General features: G+C 34.7%; 7 protein-coding genes and 5 pseudogenes. 3 read left to right on the top strand and 9 right to left on the bottom strand.

The window, feature by feature from the left end; all coding sequences use genetic code 11:
* Nucleotides 1-59 precede the first annotated feature (59 nt).
* Nucleotides 60-1202: pseudogene (locus tag JKF54_RS06795) on the bottom strand (hypothetical protein).
* A gap of 76 nt (nucleotides 1203-1278) precedes the next feature.
* Nucleotides 1279-3980 (bottom strand): annotated as a pseudogene (locus tag JKF54_RS06790) (glycoside hydrolase/phage tail family protein); the annotation flags it as partial.
* Nucleotides 3981-4077: 97 nt separating this feature from the next.
* Here JKF54_RS06790 and JKF54_RS05655 point away from each other — a divergent pair.
* A pseudogene (locus tag JKF54_RS05655) lies at nucleotides 4078-4949 on the top strand (IS982 family transposase).
* A 264-nt stretch (nucleotides 4950-5213) separates the two neighbouring features.
* Here the strand turns inward: JKF54_RS05655 and JKF54_RS06565 are convergent.
* From JKF54_RS06565 to JKF54_RS05625, 5 genes and pseudogenes are all read right to left on the bottom strand, one after another.
* The gene (locus JKF54_RS06565) at nucleotides 5214-5471 is read right to left on the bottom strand and encodes a hypothetical protein (protein WP_246433150.1); all 258 of its coding nucleotides are present in this window, start codon (nucleotides 5469-5471) and stop codon (nucleotides 5214-5216) included.
* Nucleotides 5472-5756: 285 nt separating this feature from the next.
* Nucleotides 5757-5900, bottom strand: a complete 144-nt coding sequence (locus JKF54_RS05645) for a hypothetical protein (protein WP_211907985.1) — start codon at nucleotides 5898-5900, stop codon at nucleotides 5757-5759.
* Nucleotides 5897-6845, bottom strand: a pseudogene (locus JKF54_RS06910) (IS5 family transposase). Before JKF54_RS06910 ends, JKF54_RS05645 begins: the two are co-directional and overlap by 4 nt.
* A gap of 170 nt (nucleotides 6846-7015) precedes the next feature.
* The gene (locus JKF54_RS05630) at nucleotides 7016-8323 is read right to left on the bottom strand and encodes an AAA family ATPase (protein WP_211907984.1); all 1308 of its coding nucleotides are present in this window, start codon (nucleotides 8321-8323) and stop codon (nucleotides 7016-7018) included.
* 317 nt (nucleotides 8324-8640) lie between these two features.
* Nucleotides 8641-9699 (bottom strand): ankyrin repeat domain-containing protein, encoded by a 1059-nt coding sequence (locus JKF54_RS05625; RefSeq protein ID WP_211907983.1) that lies wholly within the window; start codon nucleotides 9697-9699, stop codon nucleotides 8641-8643.
* 483 nt (nucleotides 9700-10182) lie between these two features.
* Here JKF54_RS05625 and JKF54_RS06560 point away from each other — a divergent pair.
* Nucleotides 10183-10414 (top strand): annotated as a pseudogene (locus tag JKF54_RS06560) (transposase); the annotation flags it as partial.
* Between the two features lie 165 nt (nucleotides 10415-10579).
* Here the strand turns inward: JKF54_RS06560 and JKF54_RS05620 are convergent.
* Together JKF54_RS05620 and uvrA are read right to left on the bottom strand one after the other, a co-directional pair.
* Complete coding sequence (locus JKF54_RS05620; protein WP_211907982.1) at nucleotides 10580-11284, bottom strand: ComF family protein; 705 nt, start codon at nucleotides 11282-11284, stop codon at nucleotides 10580-10582.
* Nucleotides 11285-11335: 51 nt separating this feature from the next.
* On the bottom strand, nucleotides 11336-14149 hold the full coding sequence (uvrA, locus tag JKF54_RS05615) for an excinuclease ABC subunit UvrA (protein WP_211907979.1): 2814 nt from the start codon (nucleotides 14147-14149) through the stop codon (nucleotides 11336-11338).
* A 325-nt stretch (nucleotides 14150-14474) separates the two neighbouring features.
* On the opposite strand from uvrA, the gene JKF54_RS05610 reads away from it, so the two are divergent.
* Nucleotides 14475-15812: an ankyrin repeat domain-containing protein gene (locus JKF54_RS05610; RefSeq protein ID WP_211907977.1), complete on the top strand. Its 1338-nt coding sequence runs from the start codon at nucleotides 14475-14477 to the stop codon at nucleotides 15810-15812.
* The last annotated feature ends 29 nt before the right edge of the window (nucleotides 15813-15841 follow it).

The following is a 15841-nucleotide window of genomic DNA, read 5'->3' as shown; positions in this document are numbered from 1 at the left end:
TAGAACCTTTGCTTTAAAGGACTTTCTATTTTCAATATAGAAAAGTCCTTTAATAACTGTTATGTAAGCGATAGCTTTTCCATTGCTACCCTGTCTACTTCTGCTCCTTCCAGCTTGTTATCTACTCGTTCACGGTATAGATCTTTTCCTTTCATCCAGGATAAATCACTTTCTGCTAGAGTCATTCTATAGTTACCATTGTTCTCTCCAAAAGCAAATGACTTCCATTTGCTTTCTTCTTGACCAATTAATTTATCATGCACTATCCTCACAACATTTCGTTGACCTAAATTTGCTCCAAATTGGGTAAGGAAGGGAAAAAAAGCTTGTTCATATAACGTCGCTATTCTACCATTGCTTAAATCTTCTACACACCTTTCTGAATACTCTTTCTGATTCTTCACTTCTTTGATAATCCTTTTTATTTCATCTTTCTCTTCTTCCTTTTTCATCTCTTCCTCTTTTTCAAGCATACTGATGCAATCACCTAGTTTAATTATAGCTGAAGGTAAATACTCTACTAATTTACCGCACATTTCTTTTTGACTTAGTATTTCACTTTTATACTTAGATAAGATATCAACTGCTATGCTTAAATCATTTATCGCAATTAAGTCATTATTTAACTGTGTATAAACGATTTTTCCACTATCGTTAATACCTACAACAATCGGTCCCAACAATATCCCCTCAGAAATTGTTATATCCTTCCCTATATGAGTGGGAATGGGTTTTAAAGAATCAAAGTCTATATATTGCACCTTTCTCTCCTGTCATTTTTTCTGAAAGAGCAAGAGCAATTAATCTAAAAGTATCTATTTCAATAGCAAAATACATCCTTTGCTCCTCCGACATATTATACATATTTTTGAAGAAATCCTTTATGCTAATGTCTTTACCATCTATTTTCCATCCTGTATCTATTTCGCTCCAGTCCATTGATGCAAGTCTATAACATGTACTCCTTCAATTCCTTTCAGCTCATGTTTTAAACTATCTATTTGATTTTCTTCAAATCCAGGACCATTTATAACCAGATATATGTCTCTCTCCTCTTTATTTGTTAATTTATGATTTTTAATTATTTCTAAATAATTCAGGGTACTATTTTTACCATTCGGTAAAGATGCACCATGCACTCTTGGCACCCATGTTAGTATTATTGGTGCTTTATTTGATAATTTTTTTACATTACCGATCATTATTTTACCTTACTATATTGCTATATTAATATTATAGTGGATTTTTTAATAAAGTGTAAATCAATATACCTGTTGGTTAGCTGAAGTTCTTGATCAATAGTTTCGCTTTCGTATTATCCAATGAGTCACCGTAGGTGACTGCTTTGAGATAAAACTTTTTACCCCTTTGTACTTTGAAAGAAATTATTGAATGATCAAGCAGAACGAATTTTTCACCTGCAGTGTGTTCATATTTCTTAGTGCCTTTTTGACCTCTAATTAGGTCTCTCAATTTGTATTTATTCTTATCTATAAGCTTTGCACTTTGTAATTTTATTACCTCTTTGCCAATCAGTGCTAACGCAGTTGCATCTAGCTCACCAAAACGCAGCACTACTGTAATCTCCTCATTGCTAGATTCCATAACATATCCGTAAGTAGATTGTGTATTTGCGCTTGCGATAGGCTTATAATCTTTATCATCATACGAAATAAAGAGCGTTGCTCCTTTCCAACTTTCCTCTTCACTAATTAAAGTAAAGATTGAGATATTATCTTTAATATACGGTAAATCTATCATTTCTACGATAGATTTACTGATGTGAGAAGGAGGGTATTCTTTAAGCATAAGTGATCTTGTTGAAGGAAAGGAGAGCTTGTATATAGAGGGATCATAACTAACTCCCATTACTTGAATGGACATGCTTTCAAACTTTGTTTTTATAATTCTCATCGTATGTCTTTTCTCGCCATCTGAAATTGCTATGACATCACTTGGTAAAAGCCATGCATATTTTATCGGGAGCTTAAAGTTGTATACATTTCTCTCTTACCACGAAGAATAAAGTAAAACTTCAGCTATATTTTGCGCCTCCCCTTCCTCCATAATGAGAGGTATTTCAACTGTTGCAGCATTGCCCTGCTTTGGCAGTTCAGCATATTTCACATCAATTGGATAGCCAAAATTGCGGTTAAAATAGACAACATTGACTTTACTATTTAAATCTAGCTGACTAATATTAACAAGTTTTGCAACGTTATTGGTAACCATCTCGCCAATTGGTATTTCAGTTGTCACTCCCCTGCCCTTTTGAATAAATTTCAGTTTTGAGTTCTGTTCAACCACATCAAAAAAATAGCACCTTCGCAGCATTTTAATAATTGAGCGTACGGGTTGCTGATCATTTATTACATACCCAGATAGTAATCCTTTAACATCACTTGTATCAAACTGATCGTCTTTGAGACCTACCTTTTGCAACAGATCAGACAAAACATCGGAAACATTAAGTTGTGAAATTTTTCCCTGAATCCAGTGCCCGGTCTGCCAGTTATGGCAGTCAGCCCACATATCACACAAGTTGGGAAAATAAGGAAATGGCCTTGCATCCCACGCCCAGAGGAACATTTTCTCCACCATTTCTGAGCTTTGCCACTTTTTTAATGTTCCTTCGATTGCAGTTTTCTGCGAAAGAAAGCTCACCTCTCCGTTTGAGTATCGTGGATATTTACTCTCTATACTACCTTTATCAACAAACACATTGGGCTCATTAGTGCAGCCGTTCATACTGGGAAATCCATATTCGGTAAACTATATTTTCTTCATTTTTGGTTGCCATTTTGTTTTACTACCACCTGGATTTACATGAACTTCACTCCACCATTTCTCGATATTTTTCCACGCATATTTGCTGTTATTATACTTTATTTTCTCAGGATCACTTTTTGAGTAATCGTAAAAATAATCATACCCTACCCCACTGCTCCAACCACCCGTTACATCTTTCGCAGAATAGCCAAAAGGAGGTTCTTCGCCATCGGTGAGTGGAAAATAAGCATCTATGCCAATAACATCGATGAACTGTGAAGACCATAGTTCATCCATATTATACCAACCATCATATGAATGATACTCACTCCAATCGGCAGCGTAAGTTACGTTTACTTCTTTTCCAAGCTGAAATTTTACTTGCTTTGCAACTTTAACTAGCTCTGCTACTGCAGGATAGTGACCCTCTACATCTTTCACTCTGGTGAGCTGCGCAAATTCAGACCCGATTATAAACCCTTCCACTTTAGTTTGTTTGGCAATGCTCGTGTAATGCTCTATGAATTTGCTATACTGATTCTCAAAAAAATCACTTATATCCTGAGGAGTACCGCTCAATTTTCCTCGCCACTCTTTGTTTTTTGTGTCAAGCAAGAGCATTGGATAGAGCATCACCTTATAACCTCTGCTATGCAGCTCTTCTATATATCTTATTAGTGCTGCATCGCTAACTGTACCACCATATCTTGGATTGCCATGATTATCTTTTGAAATGAGCTGGGCATTATCCTGGTTATATTTCCTACTTGCCAATCATCAGGCACTATAGCAGAATCGTCTTGAAATTCAACTGCAGGATATATTTTACAATCTTTGATATTCAAACTGCTTGCAAACCAATTAACCACTACCGATGCCCATTCAACATTTGGTAAACTTTCCTTCAATTGGTCCAAAGAAAGCATAGCATCGCTCTTTTTTGTGTGATTATTGTGATTTACTCTTTGTGCCGGTCCATAGGGAATATATTGACTACTGCTTATTTTTTCTCGTGCAATTTTCTTCTGTATTTTCGTATCATACACAAACTCCCCTGAACCTGGTATGATATTGATATTTTTAATGTTTTCTGCTACTGAGAATCCACTGAGCTTCAGTGCAGTTTGCACTTCAAATGTAAACACCGGAACACGATTACTATAGTCTGCCAAAGGAAAATTTTTGATGACTATGTAAGATATTCCTCTATAACCCCAGTTATGGATTAGAAAACAGATAAAAGTAGAATTAATAAAGAGGGAAATAGGGTAAACTCAAGTATTTTAGCAATAATTTAAGAGGTTACCCATGAAGAAAGATATTACAGAACTTTACTGCTGCGTCGAGGATTTTTGTCGTGTAGTAGATGAAAATTTTGCAAATAAGTTCTTATCAAATGGCAAAAAACCAACCAGAGTACCAGAAATAGCGCACTCAGAAATGCTAACCATAATCCTGTTATACCACCAATCGCCATGTAAAAACTTCAAGGCTTTTTATCTTTGTTACCTTAAGTTACTCTATAGATCAGAATTTTCAAAGATGCCTTCATATCACAGATTTATTGCCTTAAAGCCGAGAGTTTTACGGTATTTAGCATTACTTCTTCAATGGTTCTGCGAACAAGCGAAAATGACAGGTACTTCCTACATTGACACTTCTACGATTGCCATTTGCCACAAGAAAAGGATCTCTAGGAACAAAGTTTTTGATGGTTTAGCAGAAATTGGTAAGAGCACGTATGGTTGGTTTTTTGGCTTTAAATTGCACTTGGTGATTAACGAAATTGGAGAAATTCAATCACTTACTCTAACCAAAGGTAACGTTGATGACAGAAAACCTGTGCCAACTATAACTAAAAGACTGACAGGACTTTTGTTCGGAGATAAAGGCTATATCAAGAAGGAGCTCTTTGAGGAACTCTTCGATAGAGGTTTAAAGCTTGTCACTAAAGTGAAAAAAGGCATGAAAAACGCACTAATCTCACTAAAAGAGAAGGCTTTATTGAGAAAAAGGTCGAGTATTGAGACAGTCTTTGGTTGTTTAAAAAATAAATTTGAGCTTGAAAATACACGGCACAGATCGCCAATAAATTTTCTGGTACATATTTTTCTACATTAATTTCATATTCCATGCAGTCAAAAAAGCCTTCTATTTCTAAGCCTTACTGTGTTGGTTAATCCATAACTGGGGTTATAAGCTGTACATTCTTCTCACCTTCAATTGATAACATAAACGGATCAGGGTTTTGGTCTTCTCTGCCGTGGTAAAAAGTATAATCTATTTGGTCAAAGCTAAGCGATTTTGTACCCGCCCAGATTCTATTTAATTTTTTCTACTTTCCCCTTGCAAATTGCAATTGCGAGTGTTGCATAGTAGTTATATGTAATATTTATACCTCTTCCTGTTTTATTTTGAGTGGTTATCGCCTCCTCTTTTATTGGCTATGACCAAATAATGTTTCCAGCAACGCGAGCAGTGCCATAGATAATTGGAATTGCTTTGCCATAAGTTGAGGTTTGAACTTGCAGATTTTTCAGCCTCGCCTCATGCGTTATCTTTTGCTCGGCATCAAGACCAAATATTGCATTATCAAGCTGTGCACCAAGCAGAGCACCGAGTTCTGAGCCGACAATCTGGCCAATTGGACCAAAAATACTGACCGCTTTACTTAAAATTGATGATAAAATTATTGTAGACATAATATTCTCCTTTTTGATAGATTATTTTGAATTTTTGAAAGAAGATCCCAGACTGGGATGAAATTGGGACCTACTATATAGTAGTGTCATGCGACTGGTATCCAGGAAAAAAAGGATGTCATCCGAGTAGCTGACACTGGGATCAATTGTTCTTTATTTCTGGATTCCAGAGTCACGCGCTGGAATGACATTAAATGATTTTTCTTTGAATTTGAGTTATGCAAGCAGCCCCTTTGTTGTCATGCAAGTAGCCCCTTCGATGTCACCCGAGTAGCCCTCTTTCTGTCATCCCAGTGCTTGTGACACTGGGATCCAGCCTTTCTTACCAACAAAAAACTTGGCATAACTTGCGTGCTCAAAAAATTCCTGGATTCCAGCAGGCTTTGTTGCATCACTCTTCGGATAATAGGTAACGTGGAATAAATTCATGAAGCTATCTCAAATTTAGCCATGCCTATATCAGTAAATTTGTTAAGCAAATAATACTTGAGTAGCAGTTCTCTCTCACGATTAACCTCAGATTTGTTTCTAAAACTAAACCCAAATGTTTGCTTCAGTCGCGAGAAAAAACTTTCTATATAAGATCTCTTCCCATAATTTATCTCTTTTTTCCACCTCTTCATACCATCTTCATCATATGACTTTATGAGCTTGATTGTAGAATTTCTCTCATCCATATAATCCAACTTTGGATGCTCTATTGCATTATTTTGCGGAGGAATCCTTGTCTTTATGTCAAGCTCATCGCACAGTTTGTATAACTTCTTTCGATTATATGCCCTGTCTGCATATAGTGTGCTTATATTATATTTAACATCAATCCTTGCAATAAGATCACATGCTCCATAGTGGTCAGAATAAACTCCGCCACTGTATTTTGCTGCTATAACTTTTTTGCTACCTATCTCTAGCATTACATGCAGTTTTCTTGTTTGCTCATAGCAGCGATACTTTCTATCTGTACCATTTGCCTTGCTATGACCTGGAATATTATTGTAGATCAGTACTATCTATGGCAATCTCAATATCTTCTGTATTATTTTTATCATGTCTTCGATCATTAATTTTGATGTTAAGTTTTTTAAGCCTTCTTGAGGCCTGGGAATAGCTAATAACTTGCAAGTTTTTCCTTACTTGCTCAAGGTACCCTGCTATAAATCCCGCTGTTTGTCTCAGACCTATTCTAAATAAATAAGTTATTATGTGAACCAGAATCACGACCTTATCGCTATAAATATAGTTGCCACCAGCCATTTTTGGACCTTTTTCGTACCAATTTTCTATGGCATCATTGACGTAATAAAAAATATTTCCCCTCTCTTGGAGAAATTTGTTATATTCATGGCAGTTACTGACTCTCATTTTTTGTGGCATATTTTTCTTTAGTAGGTTAAATGCTTGTCTTATAGTGAATTTTGTCAGTAACTGCCAGTTCTTTTTATTTGACCTATGCAACAAAGCCATTCCAGTGTCACGCACTGGAATGACATGATTCGAATTGTGTCACTTGCATGGCGTCATCCCAGACTGTGTAGTAATTCTCTTTATTCCTCGATTTGCCGCTTACTTCCTCGAGAAGATACATCACTCAATAAAGAGCTTACTGATGAACTTCTAGATAAGCTTCCAGATGATAGCCTTATATCCTTGTTTTTAGTTTTTCCGTTACTATGTTTCTTATCTAGCTCATCTTTTATGTTATGCTCCTTTTTGAAATTTTTACAGAAAGTGCGAAGATATTTTATTTCGCCTTCCTTTTCTGTAGTTTCGTTTATTTTATTGATTAAGCAAATCAGATTTGCCATTGCGAATCCCTTACTAGCCTGTACAAGAATTTTCATATCGCTATCTTTTAATTTTTCGAGCCGTTCTTGTAATATTTTTTGACGTGTATCGTCTTTATCCAGCCCAGGAACCTCAATACACTCCAAACGACCACCCCTAATAAGCGCAGGATCTAAATGATTCTTATGATTAGTTGCAGCAACTACCGTTATATTTTTTGAGGATAAAAACTCTCCATCCAATTTAGTGAGTAAATGAGTTAAAGGTCCTGCATTTTCAATGGAAGTGCGCTTTTTGCCAATGCCGTCAATCTCATCTATAAAAATTATACACGGACTGTTTGCCTCTGCTTTCTCAAAAACCTGATCTATATTTGATTGATTAGACAAGCAAGATGCAGAAACAGACATAAACGCAAACAGAGATTTAGTTTGATTTGCAATTGCCTTACTAATACTAGTCTTACCAGTTCCTGGTGGACCGTACAAGAGATATCCTCTGCCTTGTAACTTACAAATCCCTTTCAATTTTTCTTTTATGTTATTTGGTAATATAATATCACTAAATGTTGTATTCCACCCTCTTTCTTCACCTTTTGCATAAAATTCCATACTCAACTTTTCTTCTACTTCATCTATTGCAGTACTATTAATCAACTGTGCAGAAAGGTCACCAACCACTTTTTCTAACCCCTCCACTTTATCTTTCGTTACAAAACTATCTGAAATTCTCTCGACTTTTTTTTCTAGATCACTAAGCTTCTTTTTATTTTCTTTAGCCTCTTCATTCTCTAATTCTTCTTTACTTGACTCTTTATTTAGCTCTTTGACTTCAGCTTTCGAGTTTTCTTGAGATTTTTTACTTTGCTCAATCATTTTATATGAAAACACAATTACTACTGCAGAAAGCGCAAACAAAATAAAAATAACAGGGGGAGCTATATTTAAAGCTGCAACTGAAGATAAAAATGCAACGTAAGGAGCTACAGCAAAAACTCCAGATGTAATTAATGTAAGAGAAGCAATAGCACCAGCTATAAAAAAAGGTATATTAGCTCTACTAGACATATTTTAGCTTATAAACAGTGAATTTATAAATAATACATTTAAAGAGTACAAGCTTTTCATAGTAAAGCAAGACTAACTAAAGAGATAACTCAAGGTGTCCTTAATCAATCTATAATCGAGGTATTATGCAGTATTAAGATATAAGATGGTATGTTGTATTTTTAATTCAGTGTTCTTTTTCTTTCATTCCAGGGTACTGGAATGATAGATGCTATGATAAGAAATTCAATAACTTAAAGTAGGTAATTAAAGCCTCTAATTAAGATCTAAATCTATAGTTATTATAAGCAACACTAAAGAAGTGCGGAAGTAAAAAGTTACGAAAGAGCATTATGTATACGTATGCTTTGTAGATCTACACTTTGCCACCCTTCTGTTAAGCTTTGCCTCCCTTCCATTACGTTTTGTCGCTCTTTTATTTCTTTTATTTCGTTATCGAATTTTGACATTAGATATTTAGCATAACCAGATGTTAATGCTGTTGATGCAGATACAGCTATTGCTGCCGTAACAGATGTTAATGTAATTTCCATTGTCTCGGTTATAAAAAGCGTCGATGTTACAAAATTCCCTAACATGGCAACTAAGCCACCAACAACTACACTACCTTGAACTACTTTATTTTTTAAAAACCCTTTTATACTCTCTACCGTATCTTCTTGGTGATTTATAATGGCATAATACAAAGGAGTTTTCTGCAAACTATCTTTTTCATAAACATCTGCACCTCTGTCTAGTAGAGCATCTACTATCTCTAAATAGCCATTTTTAGCAGCATAATGCAAAGGAGTACTACCATTTCTATCTTTTACATGAACACTTGCGCCTTCAGCTAACAGAGCATCTACTACCTCTACATGGTTACTTAAAGTAGCATAATGCAAAGGAGTACTACCATTTTCATCTTTTACATTAATATCTGCACCTGTTTTTAGTAGAACATTTACTACATCTATGAGTTCATATATAGTAGCATAATGCAAAGGAGCACTACCACCTCTGTCTTTTACATTAACATCAGCACCTTTTTTTAGTAGAGCATTTACTACACCTACACATCGACTATAAACGGCATGATGCAAAGCAGTCTCTCTATTTTCACCTTCTACATGAACATCCGCATGCCTATCTAATAAAACATTCACTAAATCCTTACAGCCAGCTGCTGCAGCTGCAATTAATAATGTAAATTCGGCATCAGGATCACTTTGGATGAATCTATGATTTATACTAAAATTTTTATTTTCCCACTCTTGATACGCTATTGTATCTTCCCTTCGCAATACTTCTTTTATTTTATTAATTACGTTATCTTTATTTACACTTGCATCTTTATCAATTGCACTTAATATCTTTTTCAGATTTTCAAAATCCATCTTTACCTCCTATAACTTTACGTTGCAGTTACTACACAATTACAAACAAAAGTAAACACATTTTTGGAAATTATTTAGAAAAAGAATCCATTAAAAAAGTCAGTGATTTGCAATAAATAACTGATCCATTTAATTGAAAGAAATATGTGATGTAACTATAGTCATTATAAACAACAATAGAAAAAACACGGAAGTAAAAAATTTATATTGATCTTATCATGTTTATTATTAGCATAATTATAAACATGGGAAAGCAAATACAAGTCAACTTATCTAAAAAAAATAGTGAGAGGGTCTTATCTGGCGCAAAATGAATGGCCAACCTTAGTGAAAATTATTTTGCATCATTGAATAATAACAGCATTAAACCAGCCAGCTCTATAAGAAAACTAATAGAGGCTTTTTTACTTGTTCCAATTATTATATCCACTGCTATTACACTAGCATGTACCTATTTTTTTCTGAATGCAGTGAGTATTCAAAAATATGATTGCAGCTTTGAATAAGGGAAAAATTATGGCGCCTATGATTTTTGAAGGCTATTGCGATACAGACGTTTTTAATAGCTAGTTCAAGCTTTATTGCTGGGTGATTTTGGATAATGCAACTTTTTATAGAAAATAAGTGAATTTGTTAAAAGTATCGGTGCTGAAGTTATATATCTGCCTCCATATTCTCCTGATTTTAATCAAACCATTGGTTTGCTATAAAAAATTGAGCCAGAAAGAATATCCAGCTATTCGAACTATTAGAAAAAGGGCTATAATTATAGGCTCAGTATACACTATAACTAGAATTTTTTTAAGAGAAATGATACAGAAGTTAGTACTAAGAAACTAAACAGTTTTCAAAAATGAAAATTATACCTTAAAGCTGATTTTCATACAGTTCTTGCAAGCGATAGCACTCTCACTTCTCTTGCACCAGAGTTTAAAATTTCCTGAGAGCAAGACCTTGCAGTTGCACCAGTTGTTACTACATCATCAACCAATATCACGATTTTGTTTTTGATAATTTCGCTGTTGCTTATTTTAAAAGCCTTTCTCAAATTTTTTTCACGCCTTTTAAGTGAAAGACCAGCTTGAGGTACAGTGTGACGAATACGTTTTATTGCAAATGGTGTATAAGATAAGTAAGATAACTTACTTAATTCCTTCGCGAGCAATGCTGCTTGATTATATTTACGTTTAAATAAGCGTATTTTATGTAGCGGTATGGGAATTATGACCTCTGCATTTTGAAACATGTCTTTGTTAGCTTTGTACATCCACTTTGCGTAGACTTTCATGTAGTTTAAGTTATCAAAAAATTTAAAATTTATAATCATATTTTTGCTATGTTCATCGTAGGCAAAAACTGATCTTAATACTTTAAATGGTGAAGGGTTACTGATGCATCTACCACATGTATCAATGTTATCTGGAATTACTACACCACAAACATTACAGTAATGCTTAGTTAAAAAATTGATTTTTTTATTGCATTCACTACATAAATCATAACTTTTATCAATTATACGTTCACAACTTACGCATACGTTTGGAAATATGAGATCTGTAGCTTTTTTTAATAAGAGAAGATTCATGAATTAAATATGTTAGGTATACCTTTTAAAATGCTCCTCATAACCTAATTATTAAGAAATAGTCGATACTTGATCCAATAAATATGTTTTAAGATACTTGCCTGTAACGCTTTTTGGAGTCTGTGCAACTTTTTCTGGAGTTCCTACAGCAACCACTTCGCCACCTTTTACTCCACCCTCTGGACCAATATCTATTATGTAATCAGCAGTTTTTATAACATGTAAATTGTGCTCAATAACTATAACAGTATTTCCTAAATCAACTAGCCTATGGAGTATTTTCAGTAAATTATTTACATCTTCAAAATGTAACCCAGTTGTTGGCTCATCGAGAATATACAATGTTTTCCCGGTAAATCGCTTTGATAGTTCCTTAGACAGCTTTATTCGTTGTGCTTCACCCCCGGACAACGTTGTTGACGACTGTCCAAGCGTTATATAACCAAGCCCTACTTCCTGTAAAGAAATCAACTTTTCCTTTATCATTGGAAGATTTTCAAAAAAGTCACATGCTTGATCTATTGTCATATCAAGCACATCAGAAATTGATTTTCCCTTGTAAGTAACTTCCAATGTTTCTCGGTTATACCTCTGTCCTCTACATTGCTCACATTTCACATAAACGTCCGGTAGGAAATGCATCTCGATCTTTAAATGCCCATCACCTTTACAAGCTTCACATCTTCCTCCCTTGGTATTAAATGAAAATCGGCCTATATTGTAACCTCGTGCCTTCGACTCTGGGAGACCTGCAAACCAATTTCTGATGTGAGTAAACATACCAACATATGTTGCTGGATTTGATGCTGGGGTCCTACCAATTGGTGACTGATCAACTTCTATAATTTTATCTATATACTCAAGGCCTTCTATTTTATCGCATTTACCATGCTTTGCAGATGAATGATTTATCTTCTGTGCTGAGTATTTATATAGTGTTTCTATTACTAAACTTGATTTTCCTCCTCCTGATATTCCAGTAACACAAATAAGATTCCCTATAGGAAATTCAACATTTATATTTTTTAAGTTATTCTCACATGCGTTAACTACCTTTATGAACTGAGTTGTTTGCTTTCTTCTTTTTGAAATTGAAATTTCCTTCTTTCCACTTAAATACTGTCCTGTTATGCTCTCTGAATTTTTTTGTACCTGATGTGGTGTTCCTTCTGCAACGATTTTTCCTCCATTCACGCCAGCTCCAGGACCAATATCAATCACATAATCAGCAGCCATTATTGTGTCTTCATCATGTTCAACAACAATCACAGTATTACCCATGTCTCTCAGATTTTTAAGTGTGGCAATTAATCGATCATTATCACATTGATGAAGGCCAATTGAGGGTTCGTCAAGCACGTATAGCACTCCTGTTAAACCAGAACCAATTTGCGAAGCAAGCCTGATCCTCTGGCTTTCACCACCAGAGAGAGTGCTAGATTCACGGTCAAGTGTAAGGTAATTTAGCCCTACATTCTTTAAAAATGTCAGCCTTTTGATTATTTCGTTTAATATTTTATTTGAAATTTGCCTTTGTTGTTCTGTAAGTTTATCTGATAAATTTCCAAACCACTTAAGGGATTCATCGATGCTGAGCCTTGATATTTCACCTATATGTTTTTCATCAATTTTCACTGTAAGTGCTTCTTTTCTCAATCTATAGCCAGCACATTCTTTGCAGTCAGTAACAGAACAATACCTATCAATAAGTGATGCATCGTAATCCATCTGGCGTTCTAGGATACTGACCAAACCTTGAAATTTCATTTCTCTAGAGCCAAAAAGTATTAAATCCTTCACTTTTTGGTCTATATTCTTCCACGGAACATCAAGGCTAAATTTGCAATTTTCAGCCAGTGATAGAATTGCATTTTTTAGCAATCCATAGTTTGTATGCACTTGACGGAATATTGATCCAATTGGCTTTAAAGCACCTTCAGATATCGAGAGCGTTTCATCTGGCACTATTAGCTTTGCATCAACACTTAGTTTTTTACCGAGCCCATTGCATGAACTGCATGCACCGTAGGGGCTGTTAAAAGAAAACAATCTTGGCTCTATTTCTTCAAGAGTAAAGCCAGACTCAGGACATGCAAAATTCTCTGAGAAAGTTAAAGTTTGACCATTTTTATACTCGGAATTGTGGTTATCAGGTAAGTTCACTATTTCTGCATACATTAAGCCATGGCCCAGACTCAATGCTGATTCTACACTGCTTGGTAGTCGATTTCCTATATCATCTGATATGGAGATTCTATCTGCAATAACAAAAATATCATGTTTCTTGTTTTTATCAAGTTTAGGCAAGTCATCTATATTGTATGTTTCACCATCTATTTTTAGTCTCACGTAACCCTGCTTTTTAATTTCCAATATCTCTTTGAAGTGCTCTCCTTTTCTGCCACGCACAATAGGAGCAAGTATATATATTTTAGTTTCTAAAGGTAATGCTATAATAGTATCTACAATTTGAGATACAGCCTGTTTCGTTATTGGCAACCCAGTTACAGGCGAATAAGGTATTCCTACTCGTGCATATATCAAACGTACATAATCGTAAATTTCAGTAACGGTTCCAACAGTTGATCTTGGATTTTTTGAGATCGACTTTTGATTAATTGATATTGCAGGAGAGAGGCCTGTGATTGACTCAACATCTGGTTTATCTTGAATATTAAGAAATTGACGTGCATAAGCCGATAGACTTTCGACGTATCGGCGTTGGCCTTCTGCATAAATCGTATCGAATGCGAGGCTAGACTTACCAGAACCACTTAGTCCAGTTATAACAACTAACTTATTTTTTGGTATATTGACATCAATACCCTGCAAATTATGCTCTCTTGCACCTTTAACTCTGATCATACTTCATGTACCTTTGACCATTACAGCCTCAAAATACATAAACTTACAACAACTTTCTACTAATTTTTTCAACTATTACGGAAAACGAGATAGCACAACTAGTGCAAAACATTTTGCCACACAACTATATAAACATCTGTTTTCGCCAAGTTAGTTCGTACAATAAATGGTGTCATAAAAGTATGTTTTCTACAATCTCATCAAAAACATGCTTACCAATTTTTGGAAACAGGAAATTTTATTTTATATAAAATATAGAATTTTGATAAATTTAACTTTTTTGTGAGATTATGCAGAGATAAAAATAAATTTAGAGGGAAAGGTTATGGCAATAGAGAAGGAGAAGTTTTTTGAAATAATAAATGAGGTAAGTGAAAGTAGCGATTTGGATGAAGATAATTTACTTGAAAAAATAAAGAATGAGTTAAAAGGAAAAGATGCAGGAGAGTACAACAAGTTTAGTAAAAATTTTAGTAAAGAACATCAATTTAGTATAAAAATTTCAGAAGAAGCTGCAGAAGATTGGACGTTGTTACATCTTGCTACAGCATGCAACAATCTTTTGATAGCGGAATTTCTAATGAAAAAGAAAGCAAGTGTTAGCGCTCGAGTAAAAGATGGATCTAGAAATGATGGAATAACTGCTTTGCATATTGCTGCTTCTTGTGGACATGAAAGCATGGTAAAACAACTACTAAGTGATGATCGAGTGAATCCTTCATTAAAAAGTAAAAATAAGACTCCAAGGGAGGTGGTAGGTAATACAGAAAATAAGGAAGCGATAGTACAAATGTTAGAGGAGGCAGAAGAAAATCATTCGCGAAAGAAGATAAAAGGCTTTCACATCCAAGTTGGAGAAGGAAGTTGTGACCACTCATCTCAGAATGATAATATAACTCGAGTCAGTTCATTTGTGAATGGAATTACTAAATTAGGAAATGATAGAGAAAAATCAATAGCAGTGGAAATACAAATGTGGAATGAAAGAAGGAAAGGGAATAATGATAATATTCAGAGTGAGCAAATCGCTTCTCATTCTATTACTGGTGAAAGTGTTAGTAGTGACGACAGCGGTCTAGAGTCTGAGGCTACATTTGATACTTCTTTCTGCTCTGAAATAAATAACGATGGAGCAGCTAATGAAGTTAATGACCAAATTTTAGAAAGTCTGCAACCTCAAATTCAGTTGCAAGATAGACAAATTCGGAAGTTAGAAAAGCCAGGTAAAGAATTAAAACATGTTGAGAAAGAACTAGAAAAATTAAAGAGTGACTTAGCTGGACATGAGAATAGGTTAGAAGTACTTGATAAACTCAGTGAAGAGAATCAATCACTAAAACAACAAATACAAGATCTAAAAAGTAAAAATACAACACTTAATAGTGAATTAAGCAAAACCAAAGCAAATAAAGTATTACTAGAAAAAACAGAAAAAGCACAACTGTCTTTCTTAAAAATTGCTTCTGTAAACTTTGCAATCATGTTGACAGTAGGTGTTGCCTTTAGTGTAGCCTTCCAATTACCAATTCTATTGATGATTGCAACTTCTGTGATGTCTTCATTGATAGTCGGTGGAGTTACATACGCACTATCACCGCAACCTACTGAATTAAAAGAAGTAAGTATTCAATGCTCAATGCAACATGATGCTTGTAAAACTTAACTTGTGCGCTTCCTGGTAATTTTGATATA

This window comes from Wolbachia endosymbiont of Spodoptera picta, from assembly GCF_018141665.1.
Taxonomy (GTDB): domain Bacteria; phylum Pseudomonadota; class Alphaproteobacteria; order Rickettsiales; family Anaplasmataceae; genus Wolbachia.
The sequence above is the reverse complement of the archived record's forward strand: the minus strand, read 5'-3'. Positions and strand labels throughout refer to the sequence as shown.

Excerpts from the sequence above, each read along its gene's own strand:
- JKF54_RS06565 (WP_246433150.1), bottom strand. The coding sequence starts at position 5,471 with ATGTCTACAATAATTTTATCATCAATTTTAAGTAAAGCGGTCAGTATT.
- JKF54_RS05645 (WP_211907985.1), bottom strand. The coding sequence starts at position 5,900 with ATGAATTTATTCCACGTTACCTATTATCCGAAGAGTGATGCAACAAAG.
- JKF54_RS05630 (WP_211907984.1), bottom strand. The coding sequence starts at position 8,323 with ATGTCTAGTAGAGCTAATATACCTTTTTTTATAGCTGGTGCTATTGCT.
- JKF54_RS05625 (WP_211907983.1), bottom strand. The coding sequence starts at position 9,699 with ATGGATTTTGAAAATCTGAAAAAGATATTAAGTGCAATTGATAAAGAT.
- JKF54_RS05620 (WP_211907982.1), bottom strand. The coding sequence starts at position 11,284 with ATGAATCTTCTCTTATTAAAAAAAGCTACAGATCTCATATTTCCAAAC.
- uvrA (WP_211907979.1), bottom strand. The coding sequence starts at position 14,149 with ATGATCAGAGTTAAAGGTGCAAGAGAGCATAATTTGCAGGGTATTGAT.
- JKF54_RS05610 (WP_211907977.1), top strand. The coding sequence starts at position 14,475 with ATGGCAATAGAGAAGGAGAAGTTTTTTGAAATAATAAATGAGGTAAGT.